Origin of the sequence: Kocuria salsicia (genome assembly GCF_007681555.1) — a bacterium.
Classification (GTDB): domain Bacteria; phylum Actinomycetota; class Actinomycetes; order Actinomycetales; family Micrococcaceae; genus Kocuria; species Kocuria salsicia.
In genome coordinates this window covers 1-18,340 of sequence record NZ_VELE01000007.1, presented here as the reverse complement: position 1 = coordinate 18,340, position 18,340 = coordinate 1, and the positions used below count along the sequence as shown (strand labels likewise).

The window sequence follows — 18,340 nt, the reverse complement described above, 5'->3', positions numbered from 1 at the left end:
GGGGTTTGTGCATGGTATTTGAGGTTGGCGAAACGGTTGTCTATCCGCACCACGGTGCTGCAACCATCGAGGAGATCAAGACTCGCACCATCAAGGGCGAAGAGAAGATGTACCTCCGGCTCAAGGTCACCCAGGGAGACCTGATGATCGAGGTTCCCGCGGAGAACGTGGACCTCGTGGGCGTCCGGGATGTCGTGGACGAGGACGGCCTCAAAGAGGTCATCGCGGTGCTGCAGGCCCAGGACGCCGAGGAGGCCTCCAACTGGTCCCGCCGTTACAAGGCCAACCTCGAGAAGCTTGCCTCCGGGGACGTCCTGAAGGTCGCGGAGGTCGTGCGCGACCTCTGGCGTCGCGACCGCGGCAAGGGACTCTCCGCTGGCGAGAAGCGCATGCTGACCAAGGCCCGGCAGATCCTCACCTCCGAACTGGCCCTGGCCAAGAAGATCGACGAGGAAGAGGCGGAGAAGCGCCTGGACGACATCCTGTCGGCCGCCTGAGCCACCCTCTCCTCTCCTGATGAGACACCCTGATGTTGCGAGCCCGTCCACTGCGGACGGGCTCGCCGTCGTCGTGGTGGCCGCCGGCTCCGGCACGCGGCTGGGGTACGGGATGCCCAAGGCGCTCGTCCCCGTGGCAGGCAGACCCCTGCTCGCCCACGCCCTGCGCACCGTGCGTGAGGCACTGCCCGCCGCGGCCGTCGTCGTCACCGTGCCGGAGGGGGACACCGAGCTAAGCTCGCTCGCCCGTGCCGTGGGAGCGCGAGCGGTGACGGGCGGCGCCACCCGTGCGCAGTCCGTGGCCCGCGCTCTCGCGCAGCTGCCGGAGAACACGGAGCACGTCCTGGTGCACGACGCCGCCCGCTGTCTCACCCCGCCCGTCGTCTTCGCGCGCGTGGTCGCCGCCCTTCACAACGAGGCCTCGGCGGTTGTGCCCGTCACGCCCGTCACGGACACGGTGCGCGGCGTGGACGAGGCCGGTGCGAGCACCGGGACCGTGGACCGCGCGGGCCTGCGGTCCGTGCAGACCCCCCAGGGCTTCGACCGCGCCCTGCTCGTGAGGGTCAACGCGGCTGCCGGCCTGCTTCCGGTGGAGTGCGAGGCGGACGCGGCCTCGACCCCGGGTCCCGAGGGCATCACGGACGACGCCAGTCTCGTGGAGCGCCACGCCCCCGAGCACACGGTGTACTTCGTCGAAGGCCACGAGGAGTCCTTCAAGGTCACCCGTCCCCTGGACCTGCTGCTCGCACGGGCAGTGGTGGCGGCCCGCTCCGGCGTGGAACGGAGAGAATGAGCGCATGAGCACCTTGAGCCCCCTTCCGTACCTCCTTCCCCTGACCGGCATCGGCGTGGACGTCCACGCGTTCGGCCCGGAGGGGACCCCCCTGTGGATCGCAGGGCTCCTGTGGCCCGGCGAGCGCGGTCTGAGCGGGCACTCGGACGGGGACGTCGTGGCGCACGCGGCCGCGGACGCTCTGTTCTCTGCGGCCGGGGTGGGGGACCTCGGCGCCCACTTCGGCACGGACCGTCCGGAGATGGCGGGGGCCTCCGGCGTCGCGATCCTCTCCGAGGCCGTGCGCACCGTGACCACGGCCGGTTTCCGGGTGGGCAACGTGTCCGTGCAGCTGATCGGCAACCGGCCCAGGTTCGCACCCCGGCGCGAGGAGGCCGCCGCCGTGCTCACGGAGGCGGCCGGTGCTCCTGTGCACCTGAGCGCCACCACCACGGACGCCCTCGGCCTCACGGGCCGCGGGGAGGGTATCGCGGCGATCGCCACGGCCCTCGTGCTGCCGGCCTGAACGTCGGGCCCGTCCAAACGTGCCGAGCACCTGGACGTGCCGTCGGTCCGCACGCCCCGACCGCCTGAACGTCCCCGCCATCTGGACGTACCGCTGGTCCGCCTGTCCGGACGTCCTGGGCGTCCGGCGTCACGGGCCACACGGGCGTCCCCGTTAGACTGGTCCGGTGACTCTGCGCTTCTACGACACTGCGTCCGCGACCACCAGGGACTTCGTCCCCGTGCACCCCGGCGAGGCCGGGCTGTACTACTGCGGTGCCACGGTGCAGGGGGCGCCGCACATCGGACACGTGCGCTCCGCTCTCGTCTTCGATGTCCTGGCCCGGTGGCTGCGCTTCCGCGGCTACCGCGTGACCACGGTGCGCAACGTCACGGACATCGACGACAAGATCCTCGCCAACTCGGCGGCCTCCTATCAGGAGGGCTTCACCGGAGAGCACCCGCTGGAGCAGTGGTGGGCGCTGGCCTACCGGTTCGAGGGGGTCTTCGGACGGGCCTACGCCGCGCTGGGGATCGACCGGCCCACCTACGAGCCGCGGGCCACGGGGCACGTCCCGGAGATGCACGCCCTGATCCAGGAGCTGGTCGACGCCGGGCACGCGTACCCAGCCCTCGACGATTCCGGGGACGTCTACTTCGACGTCCGCTCCTGGCCCCGCTACGGGGAGCTCACCCGGCAGCGGGTGGAGGACATGCAGGACGCCCCGGACGCTGATCCCCGGGGCAAGCGGGATCCCCGTGACTTCGCCCTGTGGAAGGGGCGCAAGGAGGGCGAACCCCTCACGGCGTCGTGGGACTCCCCCTGGGGCAGGGGCCGTCCGGGCTGGCACCTGGAGTGCTCGGCGATGGCCCACAAGTACCTGGGCGCGCACTTCGACATCCACGGCGGCGGGCTGGACCTGCGCTTCCCGCACCACGAGAACGAGCTGGCCCAGTCCACGGCGGCCGGGCGGGAGTTCGCGAACTTCTGGCTGCATAACGGGCTCGTGACGTACCAGGGCGAGAAGATGTCCAAGTCCATCGGCAACACCGTCTCGCCGGAGGCCATGCTCGAGCAGGCGCGCCCGCTCGCCGTGCGCTACTACCTGGGACAGGCGCACTACCGGTCGGTGCTGGACTACCGGCCCACGTCCCTGCAGGAGGCCACCGCCGCCGTCGAGCGCGTCGAGGCGGTCCTGGTCGCCGCGCTCCGCGCCGGACTCGCGCTGGACTGGACCCCGCAGGACGTGCCCGAGGCGTTCTCGGAGGCCATGGACGACGACCTCAACGTCCCCCGGGCGCTCGCCGCGCTGCACGAGTCGGTGCGCGCCGCCAACTCGGCACTCGCCGGTCCGGAGCCGGCGTCGGCGCGGTCCGCGGTCGCGGCCGTCGCGGGGATGAGCGACGTCATGGGCCTGCTGCAGCTGATGGACCTGGACGGCCCACAGGACGCCGACGGCGCGGAGCACCGCGCGCTCGACTCGCTCGTGCAGGACCTCCTGGTCCAGCGCGCGGCCGCGCGGGAGGCGAAGGACTGGGCCCTGGCGGACACGATCCGGGACCGGCTGGCGGGCGCAGGCGTCGTCGTGCAGGACGGCCCCCAGGGCGCGGAGTGGTCCGTGTGCTCCTGACGCTGACCTAAACTGGAGCGAAATCGCCGACCACCCCGGGGCGGCCCCGTGCCGTGACCCGTGACAGACACGGAGTGCTGACCCATGGCCCAGAACAACCGAGCCGGAGCCGTCCGCAAGAAGAAGAAGGGCGCGGTCGTCGGCAGCGGCGGTCAGCGCCGCAAGGGCCTCGAGGGCAAGGGCCCCACGCCCAAGGCCGAGGACCGCGTCTACCACAAGGCGTACAAGGCCAAGCAGGCTGCAGCCCGCAGGCAGCAGAGCTCCCACGGCAGGTCCCAGCGCTCGGGTGGCGGGCCCATCAAGGAGGACCTCGTGACCGGGCGCAACTCGGTGCTCGAGGCCCTGCGCGCGGGCGTTCCCGCGAAGACGCTGTTCGTGGCGACCAAGATCGAGGTGGACGACCGCGTCAAGGACATCCTGCAGCTGTGTGCCGAACGCCAGGTGCCCACGCTGGAGGCCTCCCGCTCGGAGCTGGACCGTCTCTCCGCGGATGCCATCCACCAGGGCGTGGTGCTGCAGGTTCCCCCGTACGAGTACCCGGACGCGGACGAGCTCGCGAGCTCCTTGATGGCACGCCGCGACGAGAGCCACCCCCCTCTGCTGGTGGCGGCGGACGGCATCACGGACCCGCGCAACCTCGGCGCGATCATCCGCAGCGTCTCCGCGTTCGCAGGAGACGGCGTGATCCTTCCCGAGCGCCGCTCGGCGGGCGTCACGGCCACGGCCTGGAAGACCAGCTCCGGTGCCGCCGCACGCGTTCCCGTGGCCAAAGCCACGAACCTCACCCGCACTCTCGAGAACTGCAAGAAGCAGGGTTACTTCGTGGTGGGCCTGGACGGCGGCGGGGACATGTCCCTGCCGCAGCTCGAACTGGCGACAGAGCCCCTCGTGGTGGTCGTCGGCTCCGAGGGCAAGGGCCTCTCCCGGCTCGTCACCGAGCACTGCGACGCAATCGTCTCCATTCCCATCGAGTCCGCCATGGAGTCGCTCAACGCGTCCATGGCCGTGGGGATCACGCTGTACGAGATCGCGCGTCGCCGTGCAAGCGCGTAGCCACCCGCTGGGGGTCCACCCCTCGCCGTCCGGTGACGGCACCGCCAACGTGGCGGTCTACGCCCCCGGGCTGGACGAGGTGGACCTGGTCTTCGCCCGGCCGGGCGAGGCCTGGCAGCGGCTGCGCCTGGACGGCATGAACCACGGAATCCACTACGCCACAGTGCCCCGGCCCCGGGGCGTGGCCTCGCTGAGCATGAGCGCTCAGGAGCTCGCGCGCGACGTGTCCCCTGCCATGCCGGCGGGCACCCGCTACGGGTTCGTCCCGGCCCGGGCGCACGGCACCCCCGTCCCGGACCCGGCGCTGGAACCGATCCTGCTGGACCCCTATGGAAGGGGACTGACCCGCGTGGCCCCGCCGGGCGACGTTGTGGACCCCGGTCCGGACGCCTACGGCGGGATGTACGTCAGCGAGGTCGTGGCGCAGGACCACGAGTGGCACGACGAACCCCGCCCCGCCCACCCCTGGCGGGACACCGTGATCTACGAGGCGCACGTCAAGGGCCTCACCATGCTCCACCCGGAGATCCCCCACGAGCTGCGCGGCACGTACGCCGGGCTCGGGCACCCGGCGGTGCTCGAGCACCTGCGTGGGCTGGGGGTCACCGCCGTGGAGCTGCTGCCGGTGCACGCGCACCTGGACGAGGCGCACCTCACGGCCAACGGACTCACGAACTACTGGGGCTACAACACCCTGGGCTTCTTCGCCCCGCACGCCTGCTACGCCACGCGCGCGGCCCAGCAGGCGGGGCCCACCGCGGTGCTGGACGAGTTCAAGGACATGGTGGACGCCCTGCACCGCGCCGGGCTGCAGGTCTACCTGGACGTCGTGTACAACCACACGGCCGAGGGCGGTCCGGACCAGCGGGCCTACTGCTGGCGGGGGCTGGGTGAGGGCGAGTACTACCGGCACGACGAGCACGGCAACTACGTGGACGTCACCGGCTGCGGGAACTCCGTGAACTTCGCAGACGCACAGGTGGTGCGGATGACCCTGGACTCACTGCGGTATTGGGTGGAGGAGTGCCACGTGGACGGCTTCCGCTTCGACCTCGCGCCGGAGCTCGGCCGGGACGAGCACCACCACTTCACCCGCAACCACCCGTTCTTCGTGGCCGTGGCCGCGGATCCGGTGCTGCAGGGAGTCCGGATGATCTCCGAGCCGTGGGACGTGGGGGTCGGCGGCTGGCAGACCGGCCGCTTCCCCGCGGGGTGGGCGGACTGGAACGACCAGTACCGGGACACGGTCCGCGACTTCTGGCTCTCCGGCCAGCGCACGATGCGCCGCGGGGGAGGGGGCGGCACCGCCGCGCGGCTCGCGGGGGCCATGTCCGGCTCCGCGGACCTCTTCGCACCGAACGGGCGCACCACGCTGGCCTCGGTCAACTTCATCACTGCGCACGACGGCTTCACGCTCTACGACCTCACGGCCTACGACAGCAAGCACAACGAGGCCAACCGTGAGAGCAACGCCGACGGCACGAACGACAACCACTCCTGGAACCACGACCACGAGGGCTTCTCCCCTGACGTCCGCGTCCGCTCCGCGAGGGCGGCCACGGCGCGGAACATGATGGCCACCCTGCTGTTCTCCCAGGGCGTGCCCATGATCACTGCGGGGGACGAGCTGCTGCGCTCGCAGGGCGGCAACAACAACGCGTACTGCCAGGACAACCGGCTGTCGTGGGTGGACTGGGCCCTCACCCCGTTCGACCGCTCGATGCTGCACATCACGCAGCGCCTCGTCCGGATCCGCCGCGCGTTCCTCGCGGGACAGCCCCACGAGTTCCCCACGCGGCCGCAGGACGTGGTGCTGAACTGGTACGCGAACTCAGGGGAGCCCATGACGGCGGAACTGTGGCAGACGGACGGGGAGCGCGCCCTGCAGGTCGTACTCGCCGCCCGCGGCGGGCGAGTGGCCGGACTCTTCGTCCTCAACGGCACGGAGTCCCCGGTGGCCGCGGTGCTGCCGGCCTTTGAGCACCCGGCGCGCACCGAGCGGGTCCCCGGGGACCGCGACGCCCGTGTCCCAGGCGCCCGTGGCACGTCCCACGCGGCGGGAGCGGGTGACGCAACGGCGGCGAGCACCTACCGGCTGGTGCTCGCCACGGACTCGCACCTGGACGAGCTGACCGGCAACCGCTGGCGCACCGGAGACGAGGTCACGCTCCCGCCGCAGGGCGTGGCGATGTTCGCGATCACCTGAGCACGCAAGAGGCCCCGGACCAGTGGTCCGGGGCCTCTTTTCTCTGCGTGCGGGGTCTCAGTCCGCCGCGTTGCTCACCAGGGAGAGCTCAGCGGGGGAGGCGAGACCCGCGTGGCGGGGCAGAACCCGCACCGTGTACCCGAAAGGCCCCGAGCGGTCGATCGTGATGGGACCGGAGAAGAGCTGGCGGCCGCCGTCGAGGGGCTCGTCCGGCTCCAGCACGGCGTAGGAGCGCTCGTGGATGTGGTCGGTCTCGGACACCCGCCCGTAGCCGACCTCCACCGTGACGTCCTCGGGGGTGAGGGAGCCCAGGTCCACGTACGCGCTGACGGTCAGCTCGTCGCCGATCTGCGGCTCCTGGTGGACGCCCTGGGCGTCCACGTGCTCCACCCGCACCTGCGGCCAGGCCTCCCGCACGCGCTCGATCCAGTGCGCGGTGGCCCGGGCTGCTGCGCCGTCGTCCGCCGCCGCGGCACGGCCGGAGACGCACGCCGGGACGTAGAGCTGCTGCACGTAGTCCGTGAGCATGCGCCGCGCCGAGACGCGGGGCCCGAGCGTCGCGAGGGTGTGGCGCACCATCGCGAGCCACTGGTGAGGGACCGCGTCCGGGGCGGGGGCCGTCTCGTGCCGCGGCGCGAGGGCACCGGCCTCTGTGCCGTCGCCGTAGAAGCGGGGCGCCACGTGGGACTCGATGAGCTCGTAGAGTGCGGCCGCCTCGACGTCGTCCCGCTCGTCCGTGCTGGCCTTGTTGTCCGCGGTGGGGATGGCCCACCCGTTCTGGCCGTCGTACATCTCGTCCCACCAGCCGTCCAGGACGGAGAGGTTCAGACCACCGTTGATCGCGGCCTTCATGCCGGATGTTCCGCACGCCTCCAGCGGGCGCAGGGGGTTGTTGAGCCACACGTCGCAGCCCGGGAAGAGCACGCGTGCCATCGCGATGTCGTAGTTCGGCAGGAAGACGATGCGGTGACGGACCTCGGGATCGTCCGTGAACCGCACGAGATCCTGGATCATGCGCTTGCCCATCTCGTCCGCCGGGTGGGACTTGCCCGCGACCACCAGCTGCACGGGGCGCTGCGGGTCCAGCAGGATCCGCTTCAGCCGCGCCGGATCCCGCAGCATGAGCGTCAGACGCTTGTAGGTGGGCACGCGCCGGGCGAAGCCGATCGTGAGCACGTCCGGGTCCAGCACGGACTCGGTCCAGCCCAGCTCGGCGTCTGCGGCACCGCGCTTCTTCCAGGAGGCGCGCAGGCGCTCGCGGACGTCGCGCACGAGGCGCTCGCGCAGCACGCGGCGCACGGCCCACAGCTCGGCGTCCGGCACGTCGTAGACCTTCCGCCAGCGCGCGGCCGGGTGCAGGTCGTTCTCCTGCGGCTCCACGGCGAGGTCCCACACCAGCGGGTCGATCCACGAGGGCACGTGCACCCCGTTGGTGATCGAGGTGATCGGAACCTCGTCCACGTCGAAGCCCTGCCACAGGCCGTGGAACATGGAGCGGGAGACCGCACCGTGCAGCTTGGCCACGCCGTTGGCGCGCTGTGCGAGGCGCAGGCCCATCACGGCCATGTTGAACTTGCCAGGATTCCCGTCCGGGTAGGTCTCGGCGCCGAGGTCCAGAATCCGCTTGAGCGGCACGGCCGGGGTGAGCCCGGCGGAGAAGAAGTGGCCCACCTGGTCGCGCTCGAACCGGTCGATGCCCGCGGGCACGGGGGTGTGGGTGGTGAACACGGTGGCGGCGCGGACCTCCGCGAGCGCTTCCTCCCAGGTCATGGGCTCCGAGCCGTCCTCGGGGCTCATCAGCTCCTGGATGCGCTCGATGCCCAGGAACCCGGCGTGGCCCTCGTTGCAGTGGTAGACCTCCGGCGCGGCGGCGCCGGTGAGGCGGCTGTGAACGCGCAGCGCGCGGATCCCGCCCAGGCCCAGCAGCAGCTCCTGCTGCAAACGGTGGTCGCTGCCGCCGCCGTACAGGCGGTCGGTGATGTTGCGGGCGGCGTCGTCGTTCTGCCGGATGTTGGAGTCCAGCAGCAGCAGGGGAACCCGGCCCACGTCCGCGCGCCAGATCTGTGCGGAGAGGCTGCGCCCGTCCGGCAGGGGCAACGTGATCAGAGCGGGCGTGCCGTCCGCTTCGCGCAGCAGGGTCAGTGGCAGCTCGTCCGGGTCCAGGACCGGGTAGGTTTCCTGCTGCCAGCCGTCGCGGGACAGGGACTGCTTGAAGTACCCCGCCTGGTAGAGCAGGCCCACGCCGACCACGGGGACGCCCATGTCAGAGGCGGTCTTGAGGTGGTCCCCGGCGAGGATTCCGAGCCCGCCCGAGTACTGCGGCAGCGCGGGGGTGATCCCGTACTCGGCGGAGAAGTAGGCAATGGCGCGCGGTGCCTCCGGGCCCTGGGTGCGCTGGTACCAGTGCGGCTCGGTGAGATAGGTCTCGAGGTCCGCGTCCAGAGCGCGCACGCGCGCCACGAACTCCGGGTCCTGGGAGATCTGCTGGATCTCCTCGCGGGTGAGCGAGCCCAGGAGCTTCACCGGGTCCCCGTGCACAGCCTCCCAGGCATGCGGGTTGAGCGCGGCGAAGAGGTCTTCGGTGGGTTTGTGCCAGGACCAGCGGAGGTTCCTGGCCAGGCGCCCCAGCGGGGCGATCGACTCGGGGAGGACGGTGCGGACGGTGAACCTGCGGATGGCCTTCACAGTGCGAGCCTAGCGGCTGGGCACGCCGCCCGTGCCGCACGCCCCGCCGTGTGACACACCTCCGCATGCCAGGATCCCGGGGCCTTAAGAATCCCGGGGATAGTCGGTAACGTTGGTCACGTGTCGCAGCAGAACTCACAGCCCCATGGTCGTCGCCCGTCCCACGATCCCGCACCGGACGCCCACGCGGGTGACGCGCACCCGGACGTCGGCTCGCGCCTGACCCCGCCGGTGCCCGCCACGGGAGTGCCGGACGTCGCTCCGTCCGTCTCGAGCGCGGACGTCGCCCCTCACGCTAGTGCCGTGACCGCGGCGGACGACAGCCACGTCGTCGCGCGCGAGTCCCACGGGACCGGCAACGGGCGCACCGTCCCGGAGCCAGGGGTCACCCCGGAGCCGCGGCGCACCGAAATCCAGGGCACCGAGCCGCAGGACCCCGAGGATGACCCCATGGACTTTCCGTCCGCGGATCTGGTCTACGGACGCATCCCCGTGACCGACGTCAGCCCAGTGATCGAGGGCGGGCGCTTCCCGGCCACCGCGATCCCCGGCGAGGACATTCGGGTGGGTGCCACCGTGTTCCGCGAGGGCCACGACTCCCTGGGTGTGACCGCGGTGCTCTACGACCCCCGGGGGCGGGAGACCCAGCGGCGTCGGATGCGGCTCGTGGCCACCGGAACGGACCGCTACGAGGCCGTGGTGCGTCCGGAGTCCGAGGGCCGCTGGAGCTTTGCCGTGGAGGGCTGGTCCGACCTCTACGACACGTGGCACCACGCCGCCGAGATCAAGCTCGGGGTGGGCCAGGACGTGGAGCTGATGTTTCAGGAGGCCGCGCTGCTCTTCGACGCGGCGTCGAAGGAGTCGGAGCGCTCGTCCGAGGAGGTCCGTGCGTTCGAGGACGCGTCCGAAGCCATGACGGACACCTCCCGCACACCCGAGGAGCGTTGGCAGATCGCCACCTCCGAGCAGATCCTGCGCTACGTCGAGGACCGGCCGCTGCGCGACCTCGTGACCACGTCCGCGCGCTATCCGGTCGAGGTCGAGCGCGAGGCCGCCGGGCGGGGCGCGTGGTACGAGTTCTTCCCCCGCTCGGAGGGCGCGACGTACGACCCCGAGTCGGGAACCTGGACCTCCGGGAACTTCCGCACGGCCACGCCGGCGCTGGACCGTGCCGCCCGCATGGGCTTCGACGTCGCCTACCTGCCTCCGATCCACCCCATCGGGCGCAACCACCGCAAGGGCCCGGACAACACCCTGACCGCGGGGCCCCAGGACCCCGGCTCCCCGTGGGCCATCGGCGGCCCGGAGGGCGGTCACGACGCCATCCACCCGGACCTGGGCACGTTCGAGGACTTCGACGCCTTCGTGGCCCACGCCCAAGGGCTCGGTCTCGAGGTCGCCCTGGACCTCGCGCTGCAGGCGTCCCCGGACCACCCGTGGGTCCAGGAGCACCCCCAGTGGTTCACCACGCGCGCGGACGGCAGCATCGCCTACGCCGAGAACCCGCCCAAGAAGTACCAGGACATCTACCCCCTGAACTTTGACAACGACCCCCAGGGCCTCGCGGCCGAGGTGCTGCGGATCGTGGAGCTGTGGATTGGCCACGGGGTGGACATCTTCCGGGTGGACAACCCCCACACCAAGCCCCTGTGGTTCTGGGAGTGGCTGATCGCCCGCGTGCGCGAGAAGCACCCGGACACCGTCTTCCTCGCGGAGGCCTTCACCCGGCCGGCCATGATGCGCGGGCTTGCGAAGGCCGGTTTCGAGCAGTCCTACTCGTACTTCACCTGGCGCAACACCAAGGAGGAAATCGAGGAATACTTCGAGGAGATCTCCCACGAGACCTCGGGCTTCTACCGCCCCAACTTCTTCGTGAATACCCCGGACATCCTCACCGAGTACCTCCAGTTCGGCGGTCCCGCGGCATTCAAGGTGCGAGCCGTGCTCGCGGCCACGGCTTCCCCGCTGTGGGGCCTCTACGCAGGCTTCGAGCTCTTCGAGCATGTGGCCCGCCCGGGGGCCGAGGAGTACATCGACAACGAGAAGTTCCAGCTGCGCCCGCGCGACTTCGATGGTGCCCTGGAACGCGGCGAGTCCCTCGCGCCGTACGTCACCCGCCTGAACCAGATCCGCAGAGACCACCCTGCGCTGGGGGACCTGCAGAACCTCACCGTGCAGGCGACCTCGGACGACGCCGTCGTGGCCTACAGCAAGACCAAGACGGTCGAGCACGGGGGCGTGGAGGTGCGGGACACGGTCATCGTGGTCGTCAACACCGATCCCCACGCCACGCGCGAGGCAACGGTCTGGCTGGACCTCGACTCACTGGACCTGCGGGACGAGGACTTCAACGAGGACGGCTCGTTCTGGGTGGACGACCTCATCTCCGGCGCGAGCTGGAAGTGGGGCAGTCACAACTACGTTCGTCTGGACCCCTACGTGGAGCCCGCACACGTGCTGAGCATCCGCCGGGACGTCAAGTGACCCGCCGGCCGCCGCGCGCCGCGGCACTCCGCGGTCATGGCGGCGGCCCGTCGAGTCCCGTACCTTTCACGTTCGTCACACTTGTCTCTGCGAGAGGGCAGTCCCGCACACCATGAGCACCACTCCTTTCCACCTCAACGCTCCCGGGATCGCCCACGACCCCGAGTGGTACCGTAAGGCCGTCTTCTACGAGGTCCTCGTGCGCGCCTTCTCCGACGCCAACGGCGACGGCTCCGGTGACTTCACCGGCCTGATCGACAAGCTCGACTACCTGCAGTGGCTCGGCATCGACTGCCTGTGGCTGCCGCCGTTCTACGAGTCCCCGCTGCGCGACGGTGGATACGACATCTCCGACTACTACTCCGTGCTGGACGAGTTCGGCACGGTCAGCGACTTCAAGCGTCTCGTCGCGGAGGCCCACGCCCGTGGCCTGCGCGTCATCACGGACCTGCCGCTGAACCACACCTCGGACCAGCACCCGTGGTTCCAGGCCTCCCGCGAAGACCCGGAGGGCCCCTACGGGGACTTCTACGTGTGGTCGGACACGGACGAGAAGTACGAGGACGCGCGCATCATCTTCGTGGACACGGAGATCTCGAACTGGACCTTCGACCCGGTGCGCCGGCAGTTCCTCTGGCACCGCTTCTTCTCGCACCAGCCGGACCTGAACTTCGAGAACCCGAAGGTCGTCGAGGCGGTCTTCGACGTGGTGAAGTTCTGGCTGGACATGGGTATCGACGGCTTTCGCGCGGACGCAATTCCGTACCTCATCGAAGAGGAGGGCACCAACTGCGAGAACCTCCCCGGAACGCACGACTTCCTGGTGCGGCTGCGCGAGATGGTGGACCGGGAGTACCCCGGGCGGGTGATCGTCGCGGAGGCGAACCAGATGCCCCACGAGGTCGTGGAGTACTTCGGCACCGAGGAGGCGCCGGAGTGCCACATGTGCTTCCACTTCCCGATCATGCCGCGGATCTACTACTCCCTGCGTGATCAGAAGGCCGAGCCGATCATCTCCACCATGGAGAACACACCGCAGATCCCCAAGGGCACCCAGTGGGGCACCTTCCTGCGCAACCACGACGAGCTCACGCTCGAGATGGTCACGAGCGAGGAGCGCCAGGCCATGCTGGGCTGGTACGCACCGGACTCCCGGATGCGGGCGAACATCGGCATCCGACGCCGTCTGGCGCCGCTGCTCGACAACTCGCGAGCCGAGCTGGAGCTGGCACACGCGCTGCTGCTCTCCCTGCCGGGCTCCCCGTTCCTGTACTACGGGGACGAGATCGGCATGGGGGACAACATCTGGCTCGACGACCGTGACGCCTCACGCACGCCCATGCAGTGGACCCCGGACCGCAACGCGGGGTTCTCCACCGCGGACCCGGGCAAGCTGTACCTGCCCGTGGTGCAGTCGCTGGTCTACAACTACGCGCAGACGAACGTGGAGACCCAGCTGGCGTCCTCGTCCTCGCTGCTGCACTGGATCCGTCAAATGCTCATGGTGCGCAAGGCCCACCCGGCCTTCGGCATGGGCGAGTACGTCAATGTGGCCACGGACCACGAGTCCGTGCTCGCATTTCTGCGTCGCCTGGACCCCGAGGACTCGGAGGACGGCGTGGGGGAGACCCTGCTGTGCATCTTCAATCTCTCTCACGTGCCCGCGAGCTGCTCGGTGCACCTGGGCGAATACGCGGGCCGTGGCACCCGGGAACTCTTCGGCGGCGAGCCCTTCGGGTCGTTCTCCGACGAGGGCGACTACCGGATCACGCTCGGTTCGCAGGACTTCTTCTGGCTGCGGCTGCGCACTGCCCCGGCCACGGACGGCAGCCATCCGGAGACCGTGGCGATGCCCATCATCAGGCCCGCACGCAGCGAGTGAGACCGCGCGGGTCCGCCCGTGCGCGCGCGACAGACAGTTCCAGACGAAAGCGGGGAGCCCACATGACGGATCAGCAACTTCTCGACCGGCTGCGTGAGTGGCTGCCGCTCCAGCGGTGGTTCCCGTTCACGGCCACCCCGGACCAGCTGAGGCTGAACGTGGTGGGCCGCACGGACGTCGGCGGGGACGACCGCTGGGAGTCCGAGCTCGGCACGCAGCGCACCATCTACCTGGTGCAGGTCACCGTGGGCGAGCGTACGGAGCTGCTCAGCGTCCCGGTGGTGGGCAGCATCCGGGAGATTCCGGAGCTGGAGCGGTTCGCGATCGGCTCCTACTGCGTGGGCGGTCCGGACCGCCCGCTGCCCGAGCAGCTGATCGCGGGAGCAGAGGCCTCGGCGTCCTTCCTGCGCCGCGCGATCTCGCAGGCCGGTTCGCTGCTGGAGCGACGTCGCGGCTCGCGTCACGGGACCCAGGGTGGGGCTCGCAGGGCGGCGGACGACGCCGCGTCGTCGGGTTCCGCAAGGCCGGGCACTGAGGCTGCCGACCGTGTGAGTGGTACGGAGGCCGCGGACGACGGCGCCACGCTGCACCTCTACGATGCCGTGGGCGAGCCCGGTTTCCTGGACCGCGTGCTGCGGATGATGGACGCGCAGCTCACCGAGGGAGGGGTGCTGCGCCACGGCATGGGTCTGCACGGGCGCTACACGGGCGCGCTGAACACGGACTACCGGATCTCCTCCCCGGAGCAGGTGCACGTGATCTCCTCGGAGCAGTCCAACACCTCCGTGATCCTGCGTCCCGCGCAGACCGCGGACCGGACGGACGCCCTGGGCGGGGACGCCGTGATCGTCAAGTTCTTCCGCGTGGTGGGGGAGGGCCGCAACCCGGACGTCGAGGTCGGCGTGAAGCTCACCTCGCACGGCTCCACCGCGGTACCGGCCACCGCAGGCTGGCTCGACGCTCAGTGGCGCCAGGGCCTGGTCACGACGTCCGGGCAGCTCGCCGTGGCCGCGCAGTTCCTGGACCACTCCGAGGACGCGTGGGCCATGGCTGTCTCCGCCGCCACGCAGGGCAGCGACTTCACGGACCTCGCGTGGGACCTCGGGGCCACGACGGCGCGCGTGCACGCCGACCTCCTGGGTGCCTTCGAGCCCGTCACGGTCGACGACGCCGCCCGGCGTCGTTTCCTGGAGGACCTTGCCTCGCGCATCCGCTGGGCCTGGGAGTCCTGCGGGGAACGCTTCGAGTCCCTCACGCCGCAGGTCGACGCACTGCTCGAGGAGCTCTCCGAGACCCGGAGCATCCCGGCCCTGCAGCGCATCCACGGCGACTACCACCTGGGGCAGGTGCTGCACAGCGACTACCAGGGCTTCCGCATCCTCGACTTCGAAGGCGAGCCGCTGCGTCCTATCAAGGAGCGGGTGCGCCCGGACGTGGCGCTGCGCGACGTCGTGGGAATGCTGCGCTCCTTCGACTACGCCGGAGCCATGGCCGCCAAGGAGACGGAACAGGACACCGAGGAGTGGACGCGCGCGGTCTCCGACGCGTTCCTGGCGGGCTACGGCACCACGCGCGGGGACGTTCTGGACACGGACTCCGTGCTCTACCGGGCGCTGTGGCTGGACAAGGCCCTCTACGAGGTCGTCTACGAGCAGCGCAACCGACCCGACTGGGTGCAGGTCCCTGCGGCGGCCGTGGTGCGCTCGCTTGAACGTGCACGCTCCCGTAACGTGAGTCACGAAGCCCACGAGAGCCAGTCAACGCCGTCGAGAACCGAGGATTTCGTGACCACCGAGCACCCCCAGAACACCGGCCCCGCACCCTCCTCCGAGCCTGCCGCGTCCTCAGAGCCCTCACCGTCCGCTGACCCCCGGGCCACGGAGGGGACGACCGCCCGTTCCGACTCCGACGCCTCCAGCCCCGCGCGCGGGGCCCGTCACGCCACGCGTCCCTCCGGTGGAGATGCCGCGCCGGCGGCCTCCGGCCCCGCCGGCGGGCCGGTGCCTGTCGCCCAGGACGTCCTCGCGGCGGTCGCCGAGGGCCGTTACCACGATCCCCACTCCGTGCTCGGAGCGCACCCCAACCCGGACGGCTCCGTGACCATCCGCACACTGCGGCGCTTCGCGACGCAGGTCTCGGTGCGCACGCCGAACGGCACGTTCCCTCTCGAGCACGAGTGGGGTGGCATCTTCACCGGTGTGGTCCCGGCGCACGACGAGGGCCAGATCCCCGACTACCGCGTGGACGTGACGTACGCGGGCAAGGACCAGGAAGAGGTCGACGACCCGTACCGCTTCGCCCCCACGCTCGGCGAGTTGGACCTGCACCTCATCGGAGAGGGCCGCCACGAGACGCTGTGGACGGTTCTGGGCGCGCACGTGCAGCACTACCCCTCGCCCCTGGGCGACGTCTCGGGTGTCAGCTTCGCGGTGTGGGCGCCCAACGCCCAGGCTGTGCGCGTGATCGGCGACTTCAACGGCTGGGACGGCTCCGAGCAGGCGATGCGCTCGCTGGGCTCCAGCGGCGTGTGGGAGCTGTTCGTGCCCGGCATGAAGTCCGGGGACACCTACAAGTTCCGCATCTGCGGGGTGGACGGGGCGTGGCGCGACAAGGCGGACCCCATGGCATTCGGCACCGAGATCCCGCCGTCCACCGCGTCGCGGGTCTTCGACTCCGAGTACGAGTTCCAGGACGCCGAGTGGATGGCTCGGCGCGCGAGTACGGACCCCCACAACGCGCCCATGAGCGTGTACGAGATGCACATCGGCTCGTGGCGCATGGGACTCGGCTACGTCGACCTCGCGCGGGAGCTCGTGGAGTACCTCACGTGGCAGGGGTTCACGCACGTGGAGTTCATGCCCGTGGCCGAGCACCCGTTCGGCGGGTCCTGGGGCTACCAGGTCACCGGTTACTACGCGCCGTCCTCGCGCTTCGGCTCCCCGGACGAGTTCCGTTACCTCGTGGACCAGCTGCACAAGGCGGGCATCGGCGTGCTCGTGGACTGGGTCCCGGGGCACTTCCCCAAAGACGAGTGGGCGCTCGCCAAGTTCGACGGCCAGCCCGTCTACGAGCACCCGGACCCCCGTCGCGGCGAGCACAAGGACTGGGGCACGCTGATCTTCGACTACGGTCGTCGCGAAGTGCGCAACTTCCTCGTGGCCAACGCGAACTACTGGCTCGAGGAGTTTCACGTGGACGGGCTGCGCGTGGACGCTGTGGCCTCCATGCTCTACCTCGACTACTCCCGCAACGACGGCGAGTGGGAGCCCAACCAGTACGGCGGCCGCGAGAACCTGGAGGCGATCGGCTTCCTGCAGGAGGCCAACGCAACGGCGTACCGCCGCAACCCCGGCGTCGTGATGATTGCGGAGGAGTCCACATCCTTCCCAGGTGTCACCAAGCCGACCAGCGCGGGCGGTCTGGGCTTTGGCATCAAGTGGAACATGGGATGGATGCACGACAGCCTCGAGTACATGGCCGAGGATCCGATCAACCGCCACTACCACCACAACAAGGCCACCTTCTCACTGGTATATGCGTTCTCGGAGAACTTCATCCTGCCGATCTCGCACGACGAGGTCGTCTACGGGAAGGGATCGCTGCTGCGCAAGATGCCGGGCGACCGCTGGCAGCAGCTGGCCAGTGTGCGCGCCTACCTCGCGTACATGTGGGCACACCCCGGCAAGCAGCTGATCTTCATGGGGACCGAGTACGCCCAGGAATCCGAGTGGTCCCAGGAGCACGGTCTGGACTGGTGGCTCTCCGAGACTCCGCCGCACCACGGCGTCCAGGAACTGGTGAAGAGCCTGAACGAGGTCTACCGCAGCACCCCCGCGCTCTACTCGCGTGACAACGACCCATCGGGGTTCGAGTGGATCGACGCGAACGACGCCATGCGCAACACACTCTCGTTCACCCGGTGGGACGATCAGGGCAACCCGCTCGTGAGCGTGGCGAACTTCGCCGGGAACACCCACGAGAACTTCCGCCTCGGTCTGCCCTGGGCCGGCGAGTGGGAGGAGGTGCTGAACACGGATGCCGAGGTCTTCGGCGGTTCGGGCGTCGGAAACCTGGGGAAGGTGACCGCCAACGAGGGCGCTTTCAACGGTGCCCCGGCCTCGGCAGAGCTCACCGTTCCCCCTTTGGCCGTGCTCTTCCTCAAGCCGGTCAGCCACGCCGCGCTCGAGGGCGGCCGCCAGGCTCGAGAGGAATGACGACCGCAATTGTCTCCCGCTGGAGTGGGAGACAACAGACGACGAACCCGCGAACGGCCCTGAGCCTCCGCGGGTTTGTCGTTTCCCCGGGGCGCGTGTAATGTCTTCCGAGTTGCCCCGGCGACCGCGAGAGCGGGACGAAGGGCCGCAAGATCCGGGGGATCCACCCAGAGCACCCGCGCTGCACAGCAGCGAAAACGTGTGCTACGGTAGGTCCCCGCAAGCCAGCGGATGGCGGTTGTGCTGCAGAGCTTCACCGGGTGTTCACCCGGAGTTGCGAACGGCAAAGCTGAACGGTAAGCTTGCGGATCGCAACCAAGCGAAAACAGCTTATCGAGAACAAGCCAGGTCGTTGTGGTGTGTTGTTTGTCAACTCAATAGTGTGTCTAGTTTGTTGATACCAAATTTTTTG

Annotated in this window: 10 protein-coding genes; 9 read left to right on the top strand and 1 reads right to left on the bottom strand. The window is 69.9% G+C overall.

Annotated features, from left to right (window positions below; all coding sequences use genetic code 11):
• Positions 1 to 11 precede the first annotated feature (11 nt).
• From FS770_RS09935 to glgX, 6 genes are all read left to right on the top strand, one after another.
• Complete coding sequence (locus FS770_RS09935; protein ID WP_035960700.1) at positions 12 to 497, top strand: CarD family transcriptional regulator; 486 nt, start codon at positions 12 to 14, stop codon at positions 495 to 497.
• A 19-nt stretch (positions 498 to 516) separates the two neighbouring features.
• On the top strand, positions 517 to 1,290 hold the full coding sequence (ispD, locus tag FS770_RS09930) for a 2-C-methyl-D-erythritol 4-phosphate cytidylyltransferase (protein WP_055084098.1): 774 nt from the start codon (positions 517 to 519) through the stop codon (positions 1,288 to 1,290).
• Between the two features lie 4 nt (positions 1,291 to 1,294).
• A complete protein-coding gene (gene ispF, locus FS770_RS09925) occupies positions 1,295 to 1,795 on the top strand; it encodes a 2-C-methyl-D-erythritol 2,4-cyclodiphosphate synthase (RefSeq protein ID WP_145011525.1) in 501 nt (166 codons plus the stop codon).
• A 166-nt stretch (positions 1,796 to 1,961) separates the two neighbouring features.
• Complete coding sequence (cysS, locus tag FS770_RS09920; RefSeq protein ID WP_145011522.1) at positions 1,962 to 3,404, top strand: cysteine--tRNA ligase; 1,443 nt, start codon at positions 1,962 to 1,964, stop codon at positions 3,402 to 3,404.
• Positions 3,405 to 3,488: 84 nt separating this feature from the next.
• Entirely contained in the window at positions 3,489 to 4,457 is a 969-nt protein-coding gene (gene rlmB, locus FS770_RS09915) for a 23S rRNA (guanosine(2251)-2'-O)-methyltransferase RlmB (RefSeq protein WP_055084092.1), read from the top strand.
• Positions 4,444 to 6,663, top strand: coding sequence for a glycogen debranching protein GlgX (glgX, locus tag FS770_RS09910; protein WP_145011519.1), 2,220 nt, complete (start codon positions 4,444 to 4,446; stop codon positions 6,661 to 6,663). The genes rlmB and glgX overlap by 14 nt, the downstream gene beginning before the upstream one ends.
• A gap of 57 nt (positions 6,664 to 6,720) precedes the next feature.
• On the opposite strand, the gene glgP is transcribed toward glgX, so the two are convergent.
• Positions 6,721 to 9,348, bottom strand: a complete 2,628-nt coding sequence (glgP, locus tag FS770_RS09905; protein WP_094393528.1) for an alpha-glucan family phosphorylase — start codon at positions 9,346 to 9,348, stop codon at positions 6,721 to 6,723.
• Positions 9,349 to 9,798: 450 nt separating this feature from the next.
• Between glgP and FS770_RS09900 the strand changes: the two genes are divergently transcribed.
• The 3 genes from FS770_RS09900 to glgB all read left to right on the top strand — a co-directional run bounded on the left by FS770_RS09900 (position 9,799) and on the right by glgB (position 17,928).
• Positions 9,799 to 11,832 carry an alpha-1,4-glucan--maltose-1-phosphate maltosyltransferase gene (locus FS770_RS09900; RefSeq protein ID WP_145011625.1) on the top strand — a complete coding sequence of 678 codons (2,034 nt, stop codon included), beginning with the start codon at positions 9,799 to 9,801 and terminating at the stop codon, positions 11,830 to 11,832.
• Between the two features lie 112 nt (positions 11,833 to 11,944).
• Positions 11,945 to 13,714, top strand: coding sequence for a maltose alpha-D-glucosyltransferase (gene treS, locus FS770_RS09895; RefSeq protein WP_145011516.1), 1,770 nt, complete (start codon positions 11,945 to 11,947; stop codon positions 13,712 to 13,714).
• Positions 13,715 to 13,776: 62 nt separating this feature from the next.
• Positions 13,777 to 17,928 (top strand): 1,4-alpha-glucan branching protein GlgB, encoded by a 4,152-nt coding sequence (glgB, locus tag FS770_RS09890; RefSeq protein ID WP_145011513.1) that lies wholly within the window; start codon positions 13,777 to 13,779, stop codon positions 17,926 to 17,928.
• Positions 17,929 to 18,340 lie beyond the last annotated feature (412 nt).

Bases quoted from the DNA above. Each gene is read 5' to 3' on its own strand.
- FS770_RS09900 (WP_145011625.1), top strand. From the start codon at position 9,799: ATGGACTTTCCGTCCGCGGATCTGGTCTACGGACGCATCCCCGTGACC.
- rlmB (WP_055084092.1), top strand. From the start codon at position 3,489: ATGGCCCAGAACAACCGAGCCGGAGCCGTCCGCAAGAAGAAGAAGGGC.
- ispD (WP_055084098.1), top strand. From the start codon at position 517: ATGAGACACCCTGATGTTGCGAGCCCGTCCACTGCGGACGGGCTCGCC.
- glgB (WP_145011513.1), top strand. From the start codon at position 13,777: ATGACGGATCAGCAACTTCTCGACCGGCTGCGTGAGTGGCTGCCGCTC.
- ispF (WP_145011525.1), top strand. From the start codon at position 1,295: ATGAGCACCTTGAGCCCCCTTCCGTACCTCCTTCCCCTGACCGGCATC.
- treS (WP_145011516.1), top strand. From the start codon at position 11,945: ATGAGCACCACTCCTTTCCACCTCAACGCTCCCGGGATCGCCCACGAC.
- FS770_RS09935 (WP_035960700.1), top strand. From the start codon at position 12: ATGGTATTTGAGGTTGGCGAAACGGTTGTCTATCCGCACCACGGTGCT.